This is a genomic window from Neobacillus soli NBRC 102451 (assembly GCF_001591665.1).
GTDB lineage: Bacteria > Bacillota > Bacilli > Bacillales > Cytobacillaceae > Neobacillus > Neobacillus soli.
Genome location: NZ_BCVI01000052.1, coordinates 34323 through 52422, shown reverse-complemented (window position 1 = coordinate 52422; position 18100 = coordinate 34323). Strand labels below are relative to the sequence as shown.

Annotated in this window: 20 protein-coding genes and 2 pseudogenes; 15 read left to right on the top strand and 7 right to left on the bottom strand. The window is 38.0% G+C overall.

Annotated features, from left to right (window positions below):
* Nucleotides 1–58 precede the first annotated feature (58 nt).
* Nucleotides 59–1306 carry a cation:dicarboxylate symporter family transporter gene (locus tag BSO02S_RS17685; RefSeq protein ID WP_066070346.1) on the top strand — a complete coding sequence of 416 codons (1248 nt, stop codon included), beginning with the start codon at nt 59–61 and terminating at the stop codon, nt 1304–1306.
* Nucleotides 1307–1431: 125 nt separating this feature from the next.
* On the opposite strand, the gene BSO02S_RS17680 is transcribed toward BSO02S_RS17685, so the two are convergent.
* On the bottom strand, nt 1432–1890 hold the full coding sequence (locus BSO02S_RS17680; RefSeq protein WP_066070341.1) for a Dps family protein: 459 nt from the start codon (nt 1888–1890) through the stop codon (nt 1432–1434).
* 192 nt (nt 1891–2082) lie between these two features.
* Here BSO02S_RS17680 and BSO02S_RS26490 point away from each other — a divergent pair, with 192 nt between their 5' ends.
* Nucleotides 2083–2247, top strand: coding sequence for a DUF1328 domain-containing protein (locus BSO02S_RS26490; RefSeq protein ID WP_084375081.1), 165 nt, complete (start codon nt 2083–2085; stop codon nt 2245–2247).
* A gap of 78 nt (nt 2248–2325) precedes the next feature.
* On the top strand, nt 2326–2808 hold the full coding sequence (locus tag BSO02S_RS17675; RefSeq protein ID WP_066070338.1) for a hypothetical protein: 483 nt from the start codon (nt 2326–2328) through the stop codon (nt 2806–2808).
* 120 nt (nt 2809–2928) lie between these two features.
* On the opposite strand, the pseudogene BSO02S_RS26485 reads toward BSO02S_RS17675, so the two are convergent.
* The 3 genes and pseudogenes from BSO02S_RS26485 to BSO02S_RS28055 form a co-directional block, all read right to left on the bottom strand.
* Nucleotides 2929–3066 (bottom strand): annotated as a pseudogene (locus BSO02S_RS26485) (GntT/GntP/DsdX family permease); the annotation flags it as partial.
* Nucleotides 3024–3380, bottom strand: a pseudogene (locus BSO02S_RS28060) (hypothetical protein); the annotation flags it as partial. The pseudogenes BSO02S_RS28060 and BSO02S_RS26485, both read right to left, overlap by 43 nt.
* A gap of 120 nt (nt 3381–3500) precedes the next feature.
* A complete protein-coding gene (locus BSO02S_RS28055) occupies nt 3501–3686 on the bottom strand; it encodes a hypothetical protein (protein ID WP_066070336.1) in 186 nt (61 codons plus the stop codon).
* Between the two features lie 295 nt (nt 3687–3981).
* Between BSO02S_RS28055 and BSO02S_RS17665 the strand changes: the two genes are divergently transcribed.
* Nucleotides 3982–5286 carry a VTT domain-containing protein gene (locus tag BSO02S_RS17665; protein ID WP_066070501.1) on the top strand — a complete coding sequence of 435 codons (1305 nt, stop codon included), beginning with the start codon at nt 3982–3984 and terminating at the stop codon, nt 5284–5286.
* 62 nt (nt 5287–5348) lie between these two features.
* On the opposite strand, the gene mprF is transcribed toward BSO02S_RS17665, so the two are convergent.
* A complete protein-coding gene (gene mprF, locus BSO02S_RS17660; protein ID WP_066070333.1) occupies nt 5349–7883 on the bottom strand; it encodes a bifunctional lysylphosphatidylglycerol flippase/synthetase MprF in 2535 nt (844 codons plus the stop codon).
* Between the two features lie 419 nt (nt 7884–8302).
* Between mprF and BSO02S_RS17655 the strand changes: the two genes are divergently transcribed.
* The gene (locus BSO02S_RS17655) at nt 8303–9010 is read left to right on the top strand and encodes an MOSC domain-containing protein (protein ID WP_066070330.1); all 708 of its coding nucleotides are present in this window, start codon (nt 8303–8305) and stop codon (nt 9008–9010) included.
* 95 nt (nt 9011–9105) lie between these two features.
* Nucleotides 9106–9378: a hypothetical protein gene (locus tag BSO02S_RS17650; protein WP_066070327.1), complete on the top strand. Its 273-nt coding sequence runs from the start codon at nt 9106–9108 to the stop codon at nt 9376–9378.
* Nucleotides 9379–9434: 56 nt separating this feature from the next.
* On the opposite strand, the gene BSO02S_RS17645 is transcribed toward BSO02S_RS17650, so the two are convergent.
* Complete coding sequence (locus tag BSO02S_RS17645; protein WP_066070324.1) at nt 9435–10625, bottom strand: macrolide family glycosyltransferase; 1191 nt, start codon at nt 10623–10625, stop codon at nt 9435–9437.
* A gap of 237 nt (nt 10626–10862) precedes the next feature.
* Between BSO02S_RS17645 and BSO02S_RS17640 the strand changes: the two genes are divergently transcribed.
* Entirely contained in the window at nt 10863–11669 is an 807-nt protein-coding gene (locus BSO02S_RS17640; RefSeq protein WP_066070320.1) for a GNAT family N-acetyltransferase, read from the top strand.
* 14 nt (nt 11670–11683) lie between these two features.
* Here BSO02S_RS17640 and BSO02S_RS17635 read toward each other — a convergent pair whose 3' ends face one another.
* Nucleotides 11684–12025, bottom strand: coding sequence for a DUF3889 domain-containing protein (locus BSO02S_RS17635; RefSeq protein ID WP_066070317.1), 342 nt, complete (start codon nt 12023–12025; stop codon nt 11684–11686).
* 117 nt (nt 12026–12142) lie between these two features.
* Between BSO02S_RS17635 and BSO02S_RS17630 the strand changes: the two genes are divergently transcribed.
* From BSO02S_RS17630 to modA, 8 genes are all read left to right on the top strand, one after another.
* Nucleotides 12143–12970, top strand: a complete 828-nt coding sequence (locus BSO02S_RS17630; protein WP_066070314.1) for a PP2C family serine/threonine-protein phosphatase — start codon at nt 12143–12145, stop codon at nt 12968–12970.
* 5 nt (nt 12971–12975) lie between these two features.
* On the top strand, nt 12976–13647 hold the full coding sequence (locus BSO02S_RS17625) for an alpha/beta family hydrolase (RefSeq protein ID WP_066070308.1): 672 nt from the start codon (nt 12976–12978) through the stop codon (nt 13645–13647).
* A gap of 58 nt (nt 13648–13705) precedes the next feature.
* Nucleotides 13706–14560 carry a DUF4362 domain-containing protein gene (locus BSO02S_RS17620; protein ID WP_066070305.1) on the top strand — a complete coding sequence of 285 codons (855 nt, stop codon included), beginning with the start codon at nt 13706–13708 and terminating at the stop codon, nt 14558–14560.
* A 175-nt stretch (nt 14561–14735) separates the two neighbouring features.
* Nucleotides 14736–15233, top strand: a complete 498-nt coding sequence (locus BSO02S_RS17615; protein ID WP_066070302.1) for a GNAT family N-acetyltransferase — start codon at nt 14736–14738, stop codon at nt 15231–15233.
* A gap of 124 nt (nt 15234–15357) precedes the next feature.
* Complete coding sequence (locus tag BSO02S_RS17610; protein WP_066070299.1) at nt 15358–15771, top strand: VOC family protein; 414 nt, start codon at nt 15358–15360, stop codon at nt 15769–15771.
* 156 nt (nt 15772–15927) lie between these two features.
* A complete protein-coding gene (locus BSO02S_RS17605; protein WP_066070295.1) occupies nt 15928–16158 on the top strand; it encodes a hypothetical protein in 231 nt (76 codons plus the stop codon).
* 194 nt (nt 16159–16352) lie between these two features.
* Nucleotides 16353–17168: a lipid II flippase Amj family protein gene (locus tag BSO02S_RS17600; RefSeq protein ID WP_066070293.1), complete on the top strand. Its 816-nt coding sequence runs from the start codon at nt 16353–16355 to the stop codon at nt 17166–17168.
* A 46-nt stretch (nt 17169–17214) separates the two neighbouring features.
* A complete protein-coding gene (gene modA, locus BSO02S_RS17595) occupies nt 17215–18006 on the top strand; it encodes a molybdate ABC transporter substrate-binding protein (RefSeq protein ID WP_066070498.1) in 792 nt (263 codons plus the stop codon).
* Nucleotides 18007–18100 lie beyond the last annotated feature (94 nt).

Genomic DNA, 18100 nt, shown 5'->3' with positions numbered 1-18100 from the left:
TCAAAATCAATTATTTGTTTTAATCAATTTTTTATAGATATGAAAAGGGGAAATGTAGATGAAGAAGATTAGTTTAGCATGGCAGATTTTTATTGGACTTGCTCTCGGTATTATTGTCGGTGCAGTTTTTTATGGCAATCCACATGTGGCAAGTTACCTCCAGCCAATTGGAGATATCTTCATTCGATTAATAAAAATGATTGTTGTTCCAATCGTAATTTCCAGCCTTATTGTCGGAGTTGCTGGGGTCGGTGATATGAAGTCATTGGGAAAGCTAGGCGGTAAAACACTGCTTTATTTTGAAATCATTACCACAGTCGCCATCATTGTTGGGCTTCTTGCCGGGAATGTGTTTCAGCCAGGTGCCGGTGTAGATCGATCCAAACTGACAAAAACGGATATAAATAGTTACGTCCATACTGCGGAACAAACAGAGTCACATTCGATGATTGACACTGTTGTAAATATTGTTCCTACCAATATCATTCAGTCATTGGCGAATGGCGATATGTTAGCTATTATTTTCTTTTCCATTATGTTTGGATTAGGTGTGGCGGCAATTGGTGAGAAAGGACTGCCGATTCTCAATTTCTTTAGAGGAACGGCCGATGCGATGTTCTATGTCACAAACCAAATCATGAAGCTTGCACCATTTGGTGTTTTTGCTTTAATTGGCGTAACCGTATCGAAATTTGGGATTACCTCGTTGATTCCGCTCGGGAAACTAGTTCTTGTTGTATACGGATCGATGATTTTCTTCATTTTAGTCGTTCTTGGATTAACGGCGAAAATTGTCGGGTTTAATATTTTTAAGCTCATACGTTACTTGAAAGACGAATTAATTTTAGGTTATACAACCGCAAGTTCAGAGACCGTCCTTCCAAAAATAATGGAAAAAATGGAGAGGCTTGGCTGTCCGAAATCGATAACATCCTTTGTCATTCCAACGGGGTATTCCTTTAATCTTGACGGGTCGACCTTATACCAAGCGATTGCGGCATTGTTCATTGCGCAAATGTATGGAATTCATTTAAGTATTGGGCATCAAATCACCTTAGTTCTCGTCTTGATGCTAACCTCAAAAGGAATTGCCGGCGTTCCTGGCGTATCCTTTGTAGTGCTTCTTGCGACATTAGGAAGTGTCGGGATTCCTGTAGAAGGACTAGCATTTATAGCTGGGATTGACCGGATTCTTGACATGGCACGTACTTGTGTAAACATTGTCGGCAATTCGTTGGCAGCTATTGTTATTACAAAATGGGAAGGCTATCAGCTTGAAGACTCTTTGGAGGAAAAGGCAGCCTAATATCATGAAAAAGGACACCTTGTGGAAAGGTGTCCCTTTTTGTAATAATTACCATGCTAGGCATCAAAATATCTAGAGTTTGACCATTCTCCTAAAAGAATGCCCACCCAACGGAAATTCCATTTTTATTCCCCTAGATAAGCCTCAAGCATCCATCTATGTTTTTCTAAGGAAGAACGGATAGCAATGAACATATCAGCGGTTGGCTGATCATCCTGATCCTCAGCTATAGAAATTCCCTCCGTAAGCTCTGTGCAGATTGAGTCAAAATCATCAGCCAGTGACTTGACCATCTGCTCCGCCGTTTCTTCACCGTCGGCTTCTTTAATAGAAGCAATCTTTAAGTGCTCTGTTAGCGTTGCAGTTGGTAAAGTGAGCAGTGACAGCATTCTTTCCGCAATTGTATCTAAATTTAAAGCGGCTTCAGTATACATTTCTTCAAATTTAGGATGCAAGGTGAAAAAATTCTCCCCTTTTACATACCAGTGATAGTGATGCAGTTTCATGTATAGAACCGAGAAATTAGCCACTTGTTTGTTAAGAGTCTCTGTTACAGGAACTGCTTTTTCTTTTGTTTTTGCCATTTTTTCATACCTCCATTTATAGAACTAGTGTTGATTACTATGTTTTTTACCCTTTAGCTAGCTAGTTGAAACCTTTTAATTAATTGTTTGGCTCCCTTTTTCATAGATGTATGTTTCACTCGTAAACAAACAGGGTAAATCCTAAACAGAACAAATAGCCATACAAACTAATCTAAAAGGCAGGTGTTACAGATGTTAAAATGGGCTATTCTATTTCTTCTCATTGCCCTTATTGCTGGTGTCTTTGGTTTCTTTGGAATTGTATCTGCTGCGGTTGGTATTGCGAAAATCTTGTTCGTTGTCTTTTTGATTTTGTTCATTGTATCACTGTTCTTTAACAAACGAAGCAGCCATTAAGCCTCATAGATTTGCGGACAATTAATCTGACCCTTAAGCCCCGATATTTTTTTCAAAAATGAAGGAGATGAGGAAATAATGAAGGTGAACGCTCTCGCATTTGAAGAAAGACCATTTTCTAGGATAGACTCGATTTTGACAAATCAGGGATTTTCAAAAATTGGTTTTGGTAAATCAATAAGGTACAGAGTAGCATTGCGGGATTCTTCCACTGAATCCACTTATTGGTTGGAAATTCCTGTTAATCAAAATTCAAACGAGCCAAATCAGGCGAAACTTGGGGAACCCTCTCTATATGGGGAAAAGAGAATTCCGCAACCTGTTAGGGAAGCCGTAGAAAGTAAACTATTTGAAATTGCCGATTATTTGAGAAACATAGTTGGGAATGGAACGAAACCTCTTTCCAACCAAAATCATTATAATAGTTCGATGGTTCGGAATGAAAAGGAAATGGAGAAACTCGGGAAGGAAATGGAATCACTGCAAACAAATAAGGAGTTATCTGAAAATGGGGAAATCCCGGATCCGATTCAGTACGAAAAGAAAGATTTGGAGCCGTAAACAATAAAACCGGCAAAGCCTGTTTGGCTTTGCCGGTTTCTTTTCTTTAGGACACATGGTTGTCTTTGTTGCTCTAACGGAGGCAAATTTTTTAAATTATCGTAATTTTATCGTGTTTACTTAAACGAATAAACTTTGTAATAGAACAAACGCTAAACCTGAAACCGAAATAATTGTCTCAAGTAATGTCCATGTTGAGAATGTTTCTTTCAGTCTTAAACCGAAATACTCTTTAAACATCCAGAACCCAGCATCATTTTACGTGTGAAGCATAGTATATCTTCATCTAATACTCTTAATAAGTTAATAAAGATTGGCACAAATTGTCTATATTCCATTGCTGCGGCTTCTTTAGGTGTATGTTTATGGGTGCAGCCAATCATTTCCGAAGCTACATCAAAGAAATCAATTTTTCCTATTGCATATAGATTTAAAATACTAGCACCTAGTCACGAACCCTCATAGCTTTCTGGAACGACTACTTCTGATTCAAAAGTATTAGACATCATTTGACGCCAAACCTCTGATCTAGCGAAGCCTCCAGTGGCTTGAAAACGAGTCACTGGGCCATCTCAAAAGAATCCAGAAAAAGGTGCTAATGGCCATAATGCCAATACCATCGAATTGCAATACGAGCATAATAATAAATACCCAAATACGCTATATGTTTCCGAAATGTTAAACACACTTAATCATGTATCACTGACCACACTGACAGCTGTGAAAACTGTATCAATAAAAGACAATTCGACACCAGGTTTACGGACTGCCGGGATACTAAATAATAGAATAGATACCGTTACTGCCAGTAAATAATAGCTAGAAATAGCCTGGGCTGGTGACATTTTCTCCATCCAGTCTCGTACTTTACCCCACATGGAATACCATTCCCCTTCAAACTTACATACCCCTTTTCATAATGAAAATCGAATGGATTTGAAAGTATTAATTAAAAAATATAATGGTATTTGATTATTACAAATCAACTGCCGCATCTAAGTGGAGAAGCCACTTGGAAAAAAACGCAAACAACTTCCTGGAGTAAAAGGGAAGGTAGTGCAAGTTTATATAATTATTTTGTTTTGATAGAGTCAATTTATGAAACGGTATTGTTAATTAAAAAATAGAAAATACTTTACATATAATAATAAAAAGTGAGGGCTGTCTGTGGGTATGATTACATCATATATGGATCAGTATGGATATGTATTGATATTTATCGCGCTTATGCTTGAACTGTTAGCACTCCCACTGCCGGGTGAACTCATTATGAGTTATACTGGGTTTCTTGTATACCAAGGACATCTGGGATGGTTCACCAGTATTTTCGTTGCCGGTGTGGGCAGTTCAATTGGAATGACGATTGCTTATTGGATTGGTATAAAATTTGGTACTGTTTTTTTTGAAAAATACGGTAGGAAACTCCATTTGGGCCCAGAACGATTGGAAAACACTTCAAAATGGTTTAGTAAGTATGGGAATAAATTGCTAATCATTGCCTATTTTATCCCTGGAATAAGACATTTCACTGGCTATTTTTCAGGGATTACACATCTTAAATTTCGTACATACGCTTTATATGCCTATAGTGGTGCATTTATTTGGGTGGCCACTTTTATTTCGCTAGGTAAAGTACTTGGACCAAAATGGGATCAATTCCATGCATCAATTAAAAAGTATTTATTAATTGGTATCATAATCGCTTTGTTCATTTTGGTCATTGTTTATGTATATCGAAGAAAGAAAGAACAAATTAAAGGTGCAGCAATCTTAGGGATTAACAGGATGATGAAATTATTGAAGTCAAGAAGACAAACAGGGATATTTATTGTTTGCACTGTTGTCATCACACTTGTGTTAAGTGTTCTGTTGATCGAAGTCATCCAAAGTTTGTTGACCAATGAGTTTCAAGAATTCGATGAAACGATGACCTTTTTGGTTCCGTCAACTTTTGGTCAGGAATGGACTCCTTTCATGCAGGTATTCTCTTTCATGGACAATTCTAAAGTCTTATTTATAATATGCGCTTGTTCATTTTTGTGGATTATATGGAAAGGAAAGAACAAAGTGCTTGAATTATTAGCATGGCTGTTCATTATTTCAGGTGGAGAATTATATGAAGAAAGCTTAATAAGGCTATTTCACAGCTTGCCTCTACCCGAGCAAGCTTCAGCGGAGCAACTGTTTTATAAATTTCCAAGTGAGCAGCCGCTAATGGCATTTGTCATCTATGGATTTGCAGCCTTTGTGTTCGTGCGTTACACCCGTAAAGCACGGGTTCATTCAAATGCCGCTGCAGGAACTCTACTTTTATTACTTCTTATAGCAGTCAGCCGTATCTTTTTTGGAGTTCAAGATCCTAGCGATATCTTAGTCGAATACATATTTGGCGGAGTTTGGTTAGGTTTAAATATCCTTGTGTTAGAGATGTTCCGTTTGCTGCGAAATGTCCATATCTCACTAATAAAGTCCACATAAGTTCCATCCAAAAAGAAAGATTGGCTCAAAAAAAGCCAATCTTTCTTCCCGTCTATCCGTCACTATTTTTTTCTTATCTTTCCAATCAATAAAGTGATTTGTGCCATCGTTATGGGCAAGGAGGTTTTCTTTCGATGAGCTAAATATTTAGGAAGCCACATATCGGCATATTTTTCTTTGAACTTTCTTAACCCTTGAAATGAATAGAGAAATTGCCCATGCAAAAATATTTGCGAAGCCACTTTTTCACTTAAAAACGAAAACTTTGACAGTCCCACATTTGATAAAGGCGCCATCCCAATATTAAAGTGTTTATACCCTTGTTCTTTCGCCCATTCAAATAATGATAGAAAAACAAAGTCCATCGTTCCGTTTGGTGCATCCTTCTCGAAGCGCATCAAGTCCAACGAAATCGTTTGTTTTTGATCATAAACCGGCACCAAGCTGACAAATCCAAGAATCTTCGTTCCATTTTCTCGTACAACGGCAATTTCAGCTTTATTGAGGTAATCCGCATCAAAAAAACCGAGGGAAAATCCCTTTTCCGTTCTTCCCTGAAGCCATTCTTCTGATATTTCCCTTAGCTTATTTATGAAATCTTCTTGAAAGGGTGGGGTTACAATCTCAAACAGATAATTCTCACGTTCAAACTTGTTTTTTACTGCCCGGGCTCCTTTCATTTTTTTGCCGCTAAATGAAAAGCTGTCTAAGTCAACATAAGCCTCCTCACCGAGCTTGAAAAAGTCATAACCGTTTTCATGCAGAAAAGAGAGCATTTTCTCGCTGACCTCGTAAAAAACAGGCGTATACCCATGAAGATCTGCTGTTTCTCGGAATTCTTCTATGGCAAGTGGCATTTCTTCCCGGTCTCCAACAGGGTCACCGAGGACGACGAGCTTGTCCGCATATACTTGATAGGCAAACATGACGTTGTCTTTTTTATTCCAATATATAAATTTATCATGTAAAAAGATTAAATGGGTTAGGACCGTTCCATGATAATGCTCCAAATGGTCGATAATTTTTTCTTCCTGAGTACGGGAAGGTTGCAGCTCCCATTTTTTATCCCGTCTAAACAAATAACCGATGAAAAAAAGGACCATGGCGATAAACAAGCCGATTAACGCACTTTTAAATACATCACGATAGTCTTTAATCAGATAAGGCGATAGTTTTGGATTCACTTTAATTTCGGTGGAGGGCAAATTGAGATAACCGATTAATACAAACATCAAGGTAATGACGACAAACAAACCAATATCAAAAATGGTTTTGCCCCAGCTTAACACAAACCGCTCTCTGTAAAACCGCTTTTTTGAAACGCCTAAGAGCACTGTCACAATTAATATATACAATGCCTCCTCATAATCAAATCCTTTTAAGAAGGTGAATAAGGCCGCAAAAATCAAAACGACAATCGTTAGGCGGTATGCCCTTTTTTCCTTGTATTGAATGCCACGGGATAAACCGAACAGGAGAAAACCAGTTGCAACGGAGAGCTGATGCGAAATATTCATGATTGGAAACGATAAAAATTCTTGCGCAATCTTGAGCCTACCGATAATTCCCGGGACAGCTGCCGAAAGAAGCAAAACAAGGCCTGATAGAAAGACCAAAAGGGTTAAAAGGATGTGGCTAGTCCTCGCAAGGATGGCATCAGGCACATTGTTCCACGATTTATTCCATTTGTTCCAAAAATCCTTAATGAATAACACTAGCCCCACTAAAAATGGAAGGATAAAATAGCCGATACGATAAAACAGTAGCAGGATAACCACTTTTTCATCCGGAACCCCCAAGGACTGAGTTCCCAAAAGGAAAACTAGGTCAAAGGAGCCAAAGCCTCCAGGAATCATACTAATGATACCGGCGCATGATGCAACAATAAATACTGGCACAAGATGGGCAAAATCAATCGGAATTCTCAATATCAGACATAATAGCCAAAATACAAGAAAAATGGCGATCCATTCAAATAAAGAAACGAAGAGTAGTCTTAATGCGATTCCCCAATCCAATACGAATTCTGCCGCTTTCTTCCGTTGAATGAGAAAGACGACGAAAAAAACCGGCAAATATAAACTAACCACTGCGCTGGCCCAAAATAGCCATTTTTTATCATGAAGGAGAGGGAAATCTCTATATCCAACTAGTACAATCCAGGCCAGCAAGGAGATACCGGTAAGGAAGTAAAGTGAAACTGAAGCAATGATCTTCAACAGTCTTTTCTTTTCTGTTTCATATTCATGATAGGAAAAGGCTCTTATTGTTGCCCCAGCGAGACCCCCAAACCCAATGAAGTTTGCAAAGGTATTCGCAATAAAGGACTTTTTCAACAGTTCTTTTAAAGGTACTTTAATTGCTAAAATTTTTGTTAACAATACATCGTAGAAAATCATCGGGGATATAGCACAAAAAGTAATCAATAGGATCAAAGCAAGCTTCACAAAATGCAATTGACTAACTTCATGACGAAGCAATTGAACATTAACGTTTCCAGTAAATTTTTTAATTTCATAAACGGCAAGTCCTAACAGGATCATTGGAAAAATAATTTTTAAGAATGTAAAAATTTTTGCTTTATTTAAATGTTTCATTCGTATTCACCCATTTTCTCCTTGCAAGTCAATATTGGACATAACTAAATAATATCCTTTTTAAAGAAAGCTTCTATATATCGTATTTTGTTTTAAAAATACACAAATATACGTATGGAAAGAATACAGTAACTTATCTTTATCCTTTGTTCGGTAATAAATCTTCACAAGCTTTTGATTTGGGATGACAGCACGTCGATATAATCAGATAATTTTTGTTAGTTGTGATCCATGGATGTTTCCCCCTTAATTTCTATTTTTCCGGAATATTGGCAAGAACATGTAATCCCCGATGCTGCATGACACGAATGGTAACCTCTTTTTTATTCATAATTCTAGCGGTATTGAAGGAGTGTTTACTTTCTTGCCGAATTTAAATAGGATGAGTAAGAGGAAGGTTACAGGAGGAATTGGAAAAAGTGGACATTCTATTGAAAAAGGTTTTTGTTGGTTTGCCAAAAACGGTCGGAAATAATGAGGCAATTCGTCCAATGGACAGGGAATGGACAAGCGCCATTTTTAAAGAATCGGTTCAAGGGCCTGTCTGGGTTGGGAAAACAGGGTTAACGGGCGACGGGCAAGGTGATGTGGAACATCATGGCGGTCCTGAAAAGGCTGTTTTTGCTTATGCGTTTGAAAACTATACATACTGGCAAAAAGAACTAGGATTCTCACAGATATCAACAGGGGGAATGGGTGAGAATTTTGTTATGGAACATGTGAGTGAAGAAGAGATTTCGATTGGCGATACCCTTCAAATTGGCGAGGCCGTTGTCCAAGTATCGCAGCCTAGACAGCCGTGCTGGAAGCCGGCACGCCGTTTTAAGGTAAAAAATCTAGCATTGTTATTACAAAACACGGGCAGAACCGGCTGGTATTTTCGTGTGTTAAAAGAAGGATTTGTGGAGGAAAGGCATACCTTTACGCTAGTTGACCGGCCGTATCCACAGTGGACAATCCAAAAATGCAATGAAATCATCCATGCTAGGAAACAGGATTTTGAGGAAATGCGAGAATTGGCACAATGTGAATTGCTGGCGCCGGGCATGAGAACCACTTTGGAAACGCGGATTGAGAAAAAGGAAACACCGGATATTCAAAGACGAGTTTTTGGACCGAATGAATAAAAGATGCTAAAGGGGGATTTAAGCTTCCTTTTGTTTTTTAGAAAGGATAAAATTTCCCCCTATTTAATATAATGAGTAATAGAGGGGTGTTGATCATGAAAAACTTCCTATTAGGATTATTAGCTTTGATAGTAAGCGTCGCTTTATTTGGTTGCAACAAAACAGAAGCGGGACAAGCAACAAAAAGTGAACAATATAAACAGAAAATCATCATCATGAACTCTGTTAATGACCCGCTCCAGCCTGAAGCTAAAAATGTTGAATATATGCCAAGTGGCTTGGGACCACAACAAATTCCAAACGCTCTACTAGATAATCCAATTATCATAACGAGAATGCCCTATTCTGATAAGAAAAACAGTGACTAATTCAAGTATCTACTAAGGTAAAGTCAACAATAACGGCGGCTGAGAAATTTTTATTTTTAGATATCATATTGAATTTTAAATTTGAAAATCTCATCCACAGCTTGGTGATACCCACCCGATTCTTGAAAGGAGTCCCTAATATTTGCAACAGCTTTATGGAAGGATGGGTCGTTTAACACATGATCAACGGCTTCACGTAGTTGATTTGCAGTCAAGTTTTGCATTTGTAATTTAATACCTGCTCCGATATTGGCAACCTGCCCGGCAATGATCGGCTGATCCGCGCCTTGCGGGATTGCAATTAGTGGAACCCCGTAATAGAGACCTTCATGGGTACTGTTCATTCCGCTATGTGTGATAAACAACTTCGTGTATTTTAGCACCTCAGTTTGTGGAACATAATTTTTTACAATAAAGTTTTTTGGAATCTCCCCCAAATCAGATAGTTGAGCTTTTTCCCCAATAGACATAACAACGGTATGATCACTGTTCCCCAAAGCCTTTAAACAAAGTTTATAGAAATCATTTGCTTGGTTAAAGACAGTACCCAGTGAAATGTAAATTAGGCTTTTCCCCTTGATTGCAGTAAGGTCGAAATTTTCTTGCGTTAATCGTGATGAGATCGAAGGACCTACAAATTTGTATGTTTGGTCGAATGTTTCTCCAAAAGGTTGAAATTCCCTAGTTGTATAAACAATTGTAAGTGGTGCAGGGTTACAAAAAACTTCGTATGGTGAACGGATTTCCACACCATATTTTTCCTTCACCATTACCGTCAGGCTTTGAAATTCATCGAATGTTTCGGTTGGAATTTTTCCAGAAAGCTGATCCAACATTTTATCGAATGATGCTTTTGTCTCCGCAAAAGAAGTACACGAATTAATTGCCGGAAGTTTAAGGATTTGGGCAAGTAAACGTCCACAACCAAACATAGAATCATGGATGATGTAATCAAAATGCTCTCCTTTGATTTGTTCCAGAACGCTGGGTATCATGATATCTGCCGTACGTAAAAGACCGTTGATTCTTTCAAGGAGATTATTTCTTCCGCCAGAGATAAAGGCTTTTAAAAATTTTTGAACATCAATGGTTCTTACAGTTGCCCCCGTCTTCTCAATCCGTTCTCGAAAATCTTCGATAGTAAAGTATACTACCTCTTCTCCACGTGAAATAAGCTCTTCCACAACTCCAATAGTTGGATTGATATGTCCTAATGATCCAGCATTAATAAATAATACACGTGCCATTTCTACCACTCCTTTGGTAAATTGTTCTCTAAATTGTGTAAGAGTAAGGGTCACAGCCCCATACCATCGCTCAACTCAAATAATAGAATTAAATTAATCATAGTACAATCCTTGAACATCTCAAACTTTTAATCACCCTTGAAATCCATTGTCATTGAACTAATAATCCGAAATTAAGGAGGTATGTGGATCCCTTTTGACGAATTTAATAGAAAAAATAATCTAGGAGGCAATCATATGTTTACAAAACTCCTGCCTCACGACAAGGCAATGGCTGAAGGAAGTTCGTTTGTTTTTGATGAAGTGCAGTATAATCTTTTCCACCGAATATGCGAGGGCAGCGATGCCTTATGCCTCAAAACCGCGGATGGAAAAGTGATTTTTGCCCATACGCCTGGGCATAACGGCTGGTTGTGGATTTCAAAAGAGGTATCAGGTGAGAAACGGAAAGCTATTATTATTCAAGAATTAGTAAATCAATTAAAAAGGGAGTCATTACCTGGAATAACGAGTGATCCTGAGATTGCAAAGATGTTTGCGAATTATTTTTCAAAAAAATATACTGTCGAGATGACGATGGAATCCTATTATTGTCCGAATGTAGTTAAGCCTAACAATGTTCCTGGGGACCTCAAAAAAGCTGCACGAGAAGATGTGGATACCGTTGCCGATTATTTGGCCGGTTTCACTAGAGATGCATTCGGGACCCCAGTTGAGCCGAGCACCCAGCTTTCTAAGGCAAATACAATGATTGATACGGGCAATTTGTATCTTTGGCTGGTGGATGGGAAGCCGGTGTCGATGGCGAATATATCCCACCGTTCCCCAAGACATGCACGAATTAACGCCGTGTTTACTCCGATTAATCAGCGAAAAAAAGGATATGCAAGCGCACTGGTAGCGGAACTTTGTGCCATTTTAGAAAAAGAAAAATTAATCCCGATGCTGTATGCAGACATCAGTAACCCTGCCTCCAATAAGGTGTACCAAAACATTGGGTTCTTAAAAAGCGGGAAAATTGCCGAAATCAAATTTTTGGATTAGGGAAACAAATACAATTATCTGGAAGATTCCTTAAAAGTGACATTAATGACTTTTCCTGTTTCATTGTTAAATTCAATATTTACGAAGACACCAAATTCTCTAGTGTTATCTTTTAACCACAATTTGAATCTTTCGGTTGTGGAATGAGGACCATGAATTCTCCCGATATGAAGATAATCAATTATTTTAGCATTCGGATACCCCTCTTGCGTTTTCTCCATTGCAAAGGTACCCCACTTAGCATACGGGGGAATTGGTTTCTGTTGAGCAATGGCTGTGTTAATTAATTTCAGTGGATTTTCACTGGCAAAGATAAACCCAATTATGATAAAAAAACCTAATAACAGCTTTCTCATGTAAATTACCTCTTTATTTTTTTACGTTTAGCTTTGCGTTTCAAGCCTTAACTTATGTAGTAATACTGGAAAAAAGTATGAAAAGATTAGAACGGGAAACTTTTAGGGGGAATTAAAATGGAGCCATATGGGGACTGTGTTTCATTCCGGAAACTGCAATGGATAGGACAGGAAGACCCCTGTATTAACCAAATTAACATAGAATCATGTGGTCAAATGGTTTTGGGAAGATATGGCGGCAATCAACAGGCGGGGGCTCATAAAAATGAAGATGGGGCAATGGTGGTGAAGGGGAAAGATTGGGAATTTGCGATGATTTTAGACGGACATAACAGTGCCGCAAGTGTCGACCTGGTGATGAAAACCATCGAAAAAGAGTGGGACAAACTAGCTGCAAGCTTAAAGGAACCTGTAGAAGCCGCCTTTCAATCATTTGAGAAGCATATCCTGTCCATTTTTCAGTCCCAGTCATTTCTTGATTCATGTAAACAAATCCAGGGTGAAACCGCCTGCCTGCTATCCGTAAGAAAAGAAAATTATTTATGGTGGTTGTCAATCGGGGATTGCTTAATCTATCTTTTCCACGACGAATTACATAAGCTAGGGCAATACGCCTTAAACCAACGCCAGTTTTATGAATGGATTGGTCAAGTCAATACGTTTGCGCAGTCTGTTCCGTGCTATTCATCGGGAATTCGAGAACTGAGGGCTGGTCGTAATCGGATTGTCTTGGTGACAGATGGAGTATTAGAATGCGGCGGGAGATACAATGAAACACCTTCCAACCTTTATACGGAATGTTCGGGGCAGCCAGTCCACTCAAGTGTAGAGCGTATTTTACAGCATGTTCATGAAAATAATGGACGGGATAGTGCGACAATCGTTTGCTGGGATTATCACAATCCCCTACCAGCAACTTATCTAAGCAATCAACCAATGAGGTGAATGGAATGTATCAATTTACTGAAAATCAAGTGGTGAGAAATGAGTATTCAACCATCCCTTATATGTGGATTCGTAGCGAGAATCCAAATAAATCCATTTGTGTCATGCTGCCGGGACTTGGTTATTCCACCCAGCGTCCGCTTTTTCATTATGCTACCGGTGTGTGTTTGAACAATCATGTGGATGTTCTACATATTAATTACGATTTCGCTAAAAATGAACACTTTAAAAAGCTAACAAGAAGCGAACAAGATCGCTGGATGTATGAGGATGTGAAGGCGGTTGTCGACGAAGTACTGAAAGACAGCACGTATGAACAGTGCATTTTATTAAGTAAATCGATTGGAACAATCCCGATGGCAATCGAATGGACGGAAAAGAATTTCAGCCACAATGCGTTTGGCATCTGGTTAACACCACTTTTAAAAGATGATAATGTATTTAATACACTTTTAAATACCGAACTGCCATCTCTTTGTGTGATAGGTGACCAAGATCATCATTTTATTGAAGAGCGAATTTCTTCTTTTAAAAAGAATGAACTTGTCAGTTCAGTATTGATTCCAAATGCTGATCATGGGCTTGAAATAAAAGGTGATATTGTAGCATCAATTGATGCTGTAAAGGAAGTTATGGCAAGCGTTCAAGAATTTATTGTTAAGTTTACTAAAGGTTGATGTTTCGAAACCTTTTTGGAATTGCTTCGTCTCTTCTTTTAAAAGGATGTGGAGGAACATGATAAAAAGAATATTCCTGCTTGGTTTAATTACTGTGCTTTGTGCGTTTATTACAGCATGCCAAGAAGATCGTGCTAATTCAGACAACCAGCCCCATAATAACGGACAAAACGATAGACCTGCTAATAACGAAATAAAAGATATGCATGGAATGGTCGAAAATATCGAACGGTTAGATCTTTTTGTTAAAAATATGCAAAGTGGGAAAAAAGATAAGGTTCGACTGACTCGATTTACAATTGAGGGAGATCCTATTTTTCACGATTTAGATTATAATGGCTCTAAATTAGAGATTAAGGTAGACACTACGAAAGATAAGTTTGGCCAGGGTGAAATAATAACTTACGTTTGTAAAGGGATTCAAAAGCATGAATCCAATACAGAAACAAAATATAGCTTAATAGAATGTCCAAATCTCGAGGAGTTATTAACCATTTCCCACGATGTTGATCAACAGGATTATTTTGCTTTTGAGTTGAAATATGGTGTTGGCATGAAAAACATAATTGATACGAAGGACCAAAGGTTGGTCAAGGATCTACAGAATGGCGAAACTATTGCCGTAAGTGACTTTCAGTTTTCAAAAGAGGAAATGAACAAGATTTATAAACTTATGATTCTCTCCAATTACCTTGGGGAGAAGAAGTTAAACAAAGAATGTAATCAGGAACCGTATAAGAGCTATGAATTGAACGTATGGATCAATAGCGGTGAACGCCAATTTGAATGGTCGGAATGTGATAAGAGTCCTGATGGAAAAGAAATGATTGAACTTGTTCATGACATTCTCGATATCCTAAAGAACAACTCGACTTATCAATCGCTTCCGGAAGTTAAGGGGTCATATGAATAGTAGTAAAGTGGAGTTTGCCGGGAAAAAGCTTAATAAACAATATAGGAAATTCACCTGAAATATATAATTGGAATGCATATAAAATCCAAAATCAGGCTATAGAAGAGAAAACAGTGGATGAGAATGATGATACATAATCAAACATAAGGGTAAACTTTTAAAGGAGGAGATCACTTTGGGAATTAGAGAAATAATGGCCTCAGACGCGGAAGACCTAGTCAACCTTATTAAACAAGTTGAGAAAGAATCGGAATTTATGCTGATGGAGGCGGGCGAAAGACAAGTTACCGCTGAACAGCAAAGAAATAGAATAGAGAGTATGAAGAACAGTGAGAACTCTACTATATTCGTTGCTGAAAAGGACAACAACTTGGTAGGCTATCTGTTTGCGATAGGCGGTACTGCGAGAAGAACCCAACATTCTGTCTATATTGTGATTGGAATTTTAAAGGATTACAGAGGGCAGAAAATCGGAACTAAACTATTTGAAAGCCTTAAAGAGTGGGCGATTGAACGAAATATACGCCGCCTCGAGTTAACGACAGTAACTCGGAACACGGCAGGTGTGGCCTTGTATAAGAAAATGGGATTCGAGATTGAAGGGACAAAAAGACATTCCCTTTATATTGCTGGTGAATTTGTGGATGAATACTATATGGCCAAACTTTTATAAGCTTTTTACATATGAGAAGGTAACAGAAATTCTGTATCCATACCAACAGGTAAGTTTAGTGGTATAAGAAGTGAAAATGGTTTAAAGATTAGGGCAAATAAATTAAAAAAGGGAGAAAATAACTATGACAAAACAGTTTTGGATTAACTTGCCGGTAAAAGATTTAAATAAAGCAAAAGAGTTTTATAGCAAGCTTGGCTTTTTAATTAATACGCAACATGGCAATAGTGATCAAGCACAATTAATCATTGGAGATAGTAATGCTGCCGTAATGCTTTTTCCGGATTCCACTTTTAAACATTTTACGAGAAATGAAATTGTCGATACAAGGCAAGCGACTGAAGTATTGCTCTCCATTGATGCCGAGAGCAGAGAAGAGGTAGATGAAATGGCAAAGAAGGCGGTAGAGGCTGGCGGTACAATCTTTGGTGAGCCAGGGGAGAATCAAGGTTGGATGTACGGCTGTGGTTTTACTGATTTGGATGGCCATCGCTGGAATGTGTTGTATATGGATATGAGCAAAATGCCAAAGGAGTAGGAATTTCAAAACAATAACTGCTAACGGGCTCGTTACTCAAAATAGTGAGGCGAACTTTTCTTTTTGACAATATGTCCAGGGTGGTTGGAAAAGGTGAATAAACAAAAATATAAGGTTAACTCTATAGATATAAAGAAATAAAAAAGGAGATTAATCGTGGAGCCATCATATGAAATAAATAACATGATTATTGACGATGATTTTAATAGTGAAGAGTACGTTACAGCAGATTTTACGCACCAAAAAGAAGAATATAGCATTACGTTTAAAAAAGCAGATCTTGAAATCATTAATGCCTGGGTTTTTAAGGATGGAGCATCCATTCCAGCAAATTTATCTGACAATATCATTGACTTAATAAGGGAAGATATTAAAAAGAGAATCTAGGCCCATGGGGATGGTGTAAGATCAAAGCTGTCATTGAGGCAGCTTTTCTTAGTGTGCCGTTATTGAAAAAAACAATAGTAGCAATGGTTGTACTCTATTCCTAGGAACAATCTCCCATGAATATTTAGAAGTTGTTTAACTACCAGATATATATGATAATATAGGAATAAAAATATTTAAGTGGGAATCCAATTTTGGAACTATTTACGGAAAAATTAATACTTATATCACTATTTATCTTTATCATCCATTCCATCGAAACACTTGCCTATGCAGTCCGATTATCTGGGGCAAGAGTACGATTGTTAGCTTCAGCTTTATCTTTATTTAACTTGATGGTTATGGTCTCTCGATTGGCGAATATGATGCAGCAACCATTTACAGGCAGTCTAATTGATAATGCTCCAAAAGAAAATACATTAAATTTTGTAGAAAATCAATATAGGGTCATTATTGGCTCGTCAACATTGGGAACAATCATAGGAATACTTCTACTGCCGACGTTTATTGCCATTTTTTCACGAGCGATTATTCATTTATCTGAGGAACGAGGCTCTATTCCAGTTTTAATCAAAAAGGGCTTCACTCTCGAATACATAAAACGTGGAGTAAAACATATTCATTTGCCAAGACTGTCCTACTTAAAGGATATTAGATTGAAAGATTTTCCTTTAAGATTGTTCGTCATTAATATGGTTATAACGGCAATCTATACTATTGGAGTATTGTCAGCTTTATATGCTGCTTTAATAGCTCCTGAACGGGCATCGACAGCAATCATGGCGTCAGGTCTTATCAATGGAATTGCAACGATTCTACTAATCATTTTTATTGATCCGAAAATTTCCATTCTAGCGGATGACGTAATCAATCAAAAAGGAAGTTACCTCAATCTCAAAGGTGTATCGCTTATGATGATTATTTCTCGTTTACTAGGAACCATCCTGGCCCAGGCATTCTTTATTCCGGGTGCAGAATATATTGCCTGGTTTACTAAATTTATTGTCTAGTATTTTTGAATAATGTAACCATTGGGGTTAGAAGGGAAGAGGATTGGTGAAAAAAGTAAAGCTGTTATTATTCTCGTTCATGCTATTGTTGCTAGTTGTATCTGGATGTTCTGCAAATAAAGGGCAGAAGCAGAAAGCTTCAGAAAGACAAGTGGAATTGACGATTTCGGCTGCTGTTAGTTTACAAGAAGCGCTAAATGATATAAAGGTATCATTTGAGAAGGAAAATCAGAACATAAAAATAACCTATAACTACGGATCTTCTGGGGCGCTGCAACAACAAATCTCTCAGGGAGCCCCTGTTGACCTCTTTTTTTCTGCGGCTGAGGACAAATTTGATCAATTAGTCAAAGACGGGCTGATCGATAAGAAACAAGGAACCAATCTTGTTGGCAATGAACTGGTGCTCGTCGTTCCTAAGGATTCAAAAAAAGGAATAAACTCGTTGGAGGACCTAACAAAGGCCGGGAAAATTTCCATTGGTACTCCTGAATCGGTACCTGCCGGTAAGTATGCGAAGGAAACATTAGAAAAGATAAACGTCTGGAAAGCTGTTGAAGGGAAAACAGTTTTTGCCAAGGATGTCCGCCAGGTGCTTACCTATGTAGAAACAGGAAATGTTGACGCGGGACTTGTTTATAAGACGGATGCGTTAATTTCAACCAAAGTTAAAATTTGTGCTACAGTTCCGGAAAATAGCCATGCGCCGATTATTTATCCAGCTGGTGTGATCAAAAACAGCAAACATCTAAAAGAGGCCCAACTTTTCTACGAATATCTTCAAAATAAAAAGTCGATGCAAATTTTAGAAAAATACGGATTTAAAGGGTTAAAGTAATTAATGGCGGCAGATTTTTGGCTGCCAGCCAAAAGTAAAAAACCAAGATGATTTTGATGGAATTCAAAATCATCTTGGTTTTTTACTTTTTTGG

Excerpts from the sequence above, each read along its gene's own strand:
- BSO02S_RS17685 (WP_066070346.1), top strand. The coding sequence starts at position 59 with ATGAAGAAGATTAGTTTAGCATGGCAGATTTTTATTGGACTTGCTCTC.
- BSO02S_RS17680 (WP_066070341.1), bottom strand. The coding sequence starts at position 1,890 with ATGGCAAAAACAAAAGAAAAAGCAGTTCCTGTAACAGAGACTCTTAAC.
- BSO02S_RS26490 (WP_084375081.1), top strand. The coding sequence starts at position 2,083 with ATGTTAAAATGGGCTATTCTATTTCTTCTCATTGCCCTTATTGCTGGT.
- BSO02S_RS17675 (WP_066070338.1), top strand. The coding sequence starts at position 2,326 with ATGAAGGTGAACGCTCTCGCATTTGAAGAAAGACCATTTTCTAGGATA.
- BSO02S_RS28055 (WP_066070336.1), bottom strand. The coding sequence starts at position 3,686 with ATGTGGGGTAAAGTACGAGACTGGATGGAGAAAATGTCACCAGCCCAG.
- BSO02S_RS17665 (WP_066070501.1), top strand. The coding sequence starts at position 3,982 with ATGATTACATCATATATGGATCAGTATGGATATGTATTGATATTTATC.
- mprF (WP_066070333.1), bottom strand. The coding sequence starts at position 7,883 with ATGAAACATTTAAATAAAGCAAAAATTTTTACATTCTTAAAAATTATT.
- BSO02S_RS17650 (WP_066070327.1), top strand. The coding sequence starts at position 9,106 with ATGAAAAACTTCCTATTAGGATTATTAGCTTTGATAGTAAGCGTCGCT.
- BSO02S_RS17645 (WP_066070324.1), bottom strand. The coding sequence starts at position 10,625 with ATGGCACGTGTATTATTTATTAATGCTGGATCATTAGGACATATCAAT.
- BSO02S_RS17640 (WP_066070320.1), top strand. The coding sequence starts at position 10,863 with ATGTTTACAAAACTCCTGCCTCACGACAAGGCAATGGCTGAAGGAAGT.
- BSO02S_RS17635 (WP_066070317.1), bottom strand. The coding sequence starts at position 12,025 with ATGAGAAAGCTGTTATTAGGTTTTTTTATCATAATTGGGTTTATCTTT.
- BSO02S_RS17630 (WP_066070314.1), top strand. The coding sequence starts at position 12,143 with ATGGAGCCATATGGGGACTGTGTTTCATTCCGGAAACTGCAATGGATA.
- BSO02S_RS17625 (WP_066070308.1), top strand. The coding sequence starts at position 12,976 with ATGTATCAATTTACTGAAAATCAAGTGGTGAGAAATGAGTATTCAACC.
- BSO02S_RS17620 (WP_066070305.1), top strand. The coding sequence starts at position 13,706 with ATGATAAAAAGAATATTCCTGCTTGGTTTAATTACTGTGCTTTGTGCG.
- BSO02S_RS17610 (WP_066070299.1), top strand. The coding sequence starts at position 15,358 with ATGACAAAACAGTTTTGGATTAACTTGCCGGTAAAAGATTTAAATAAA.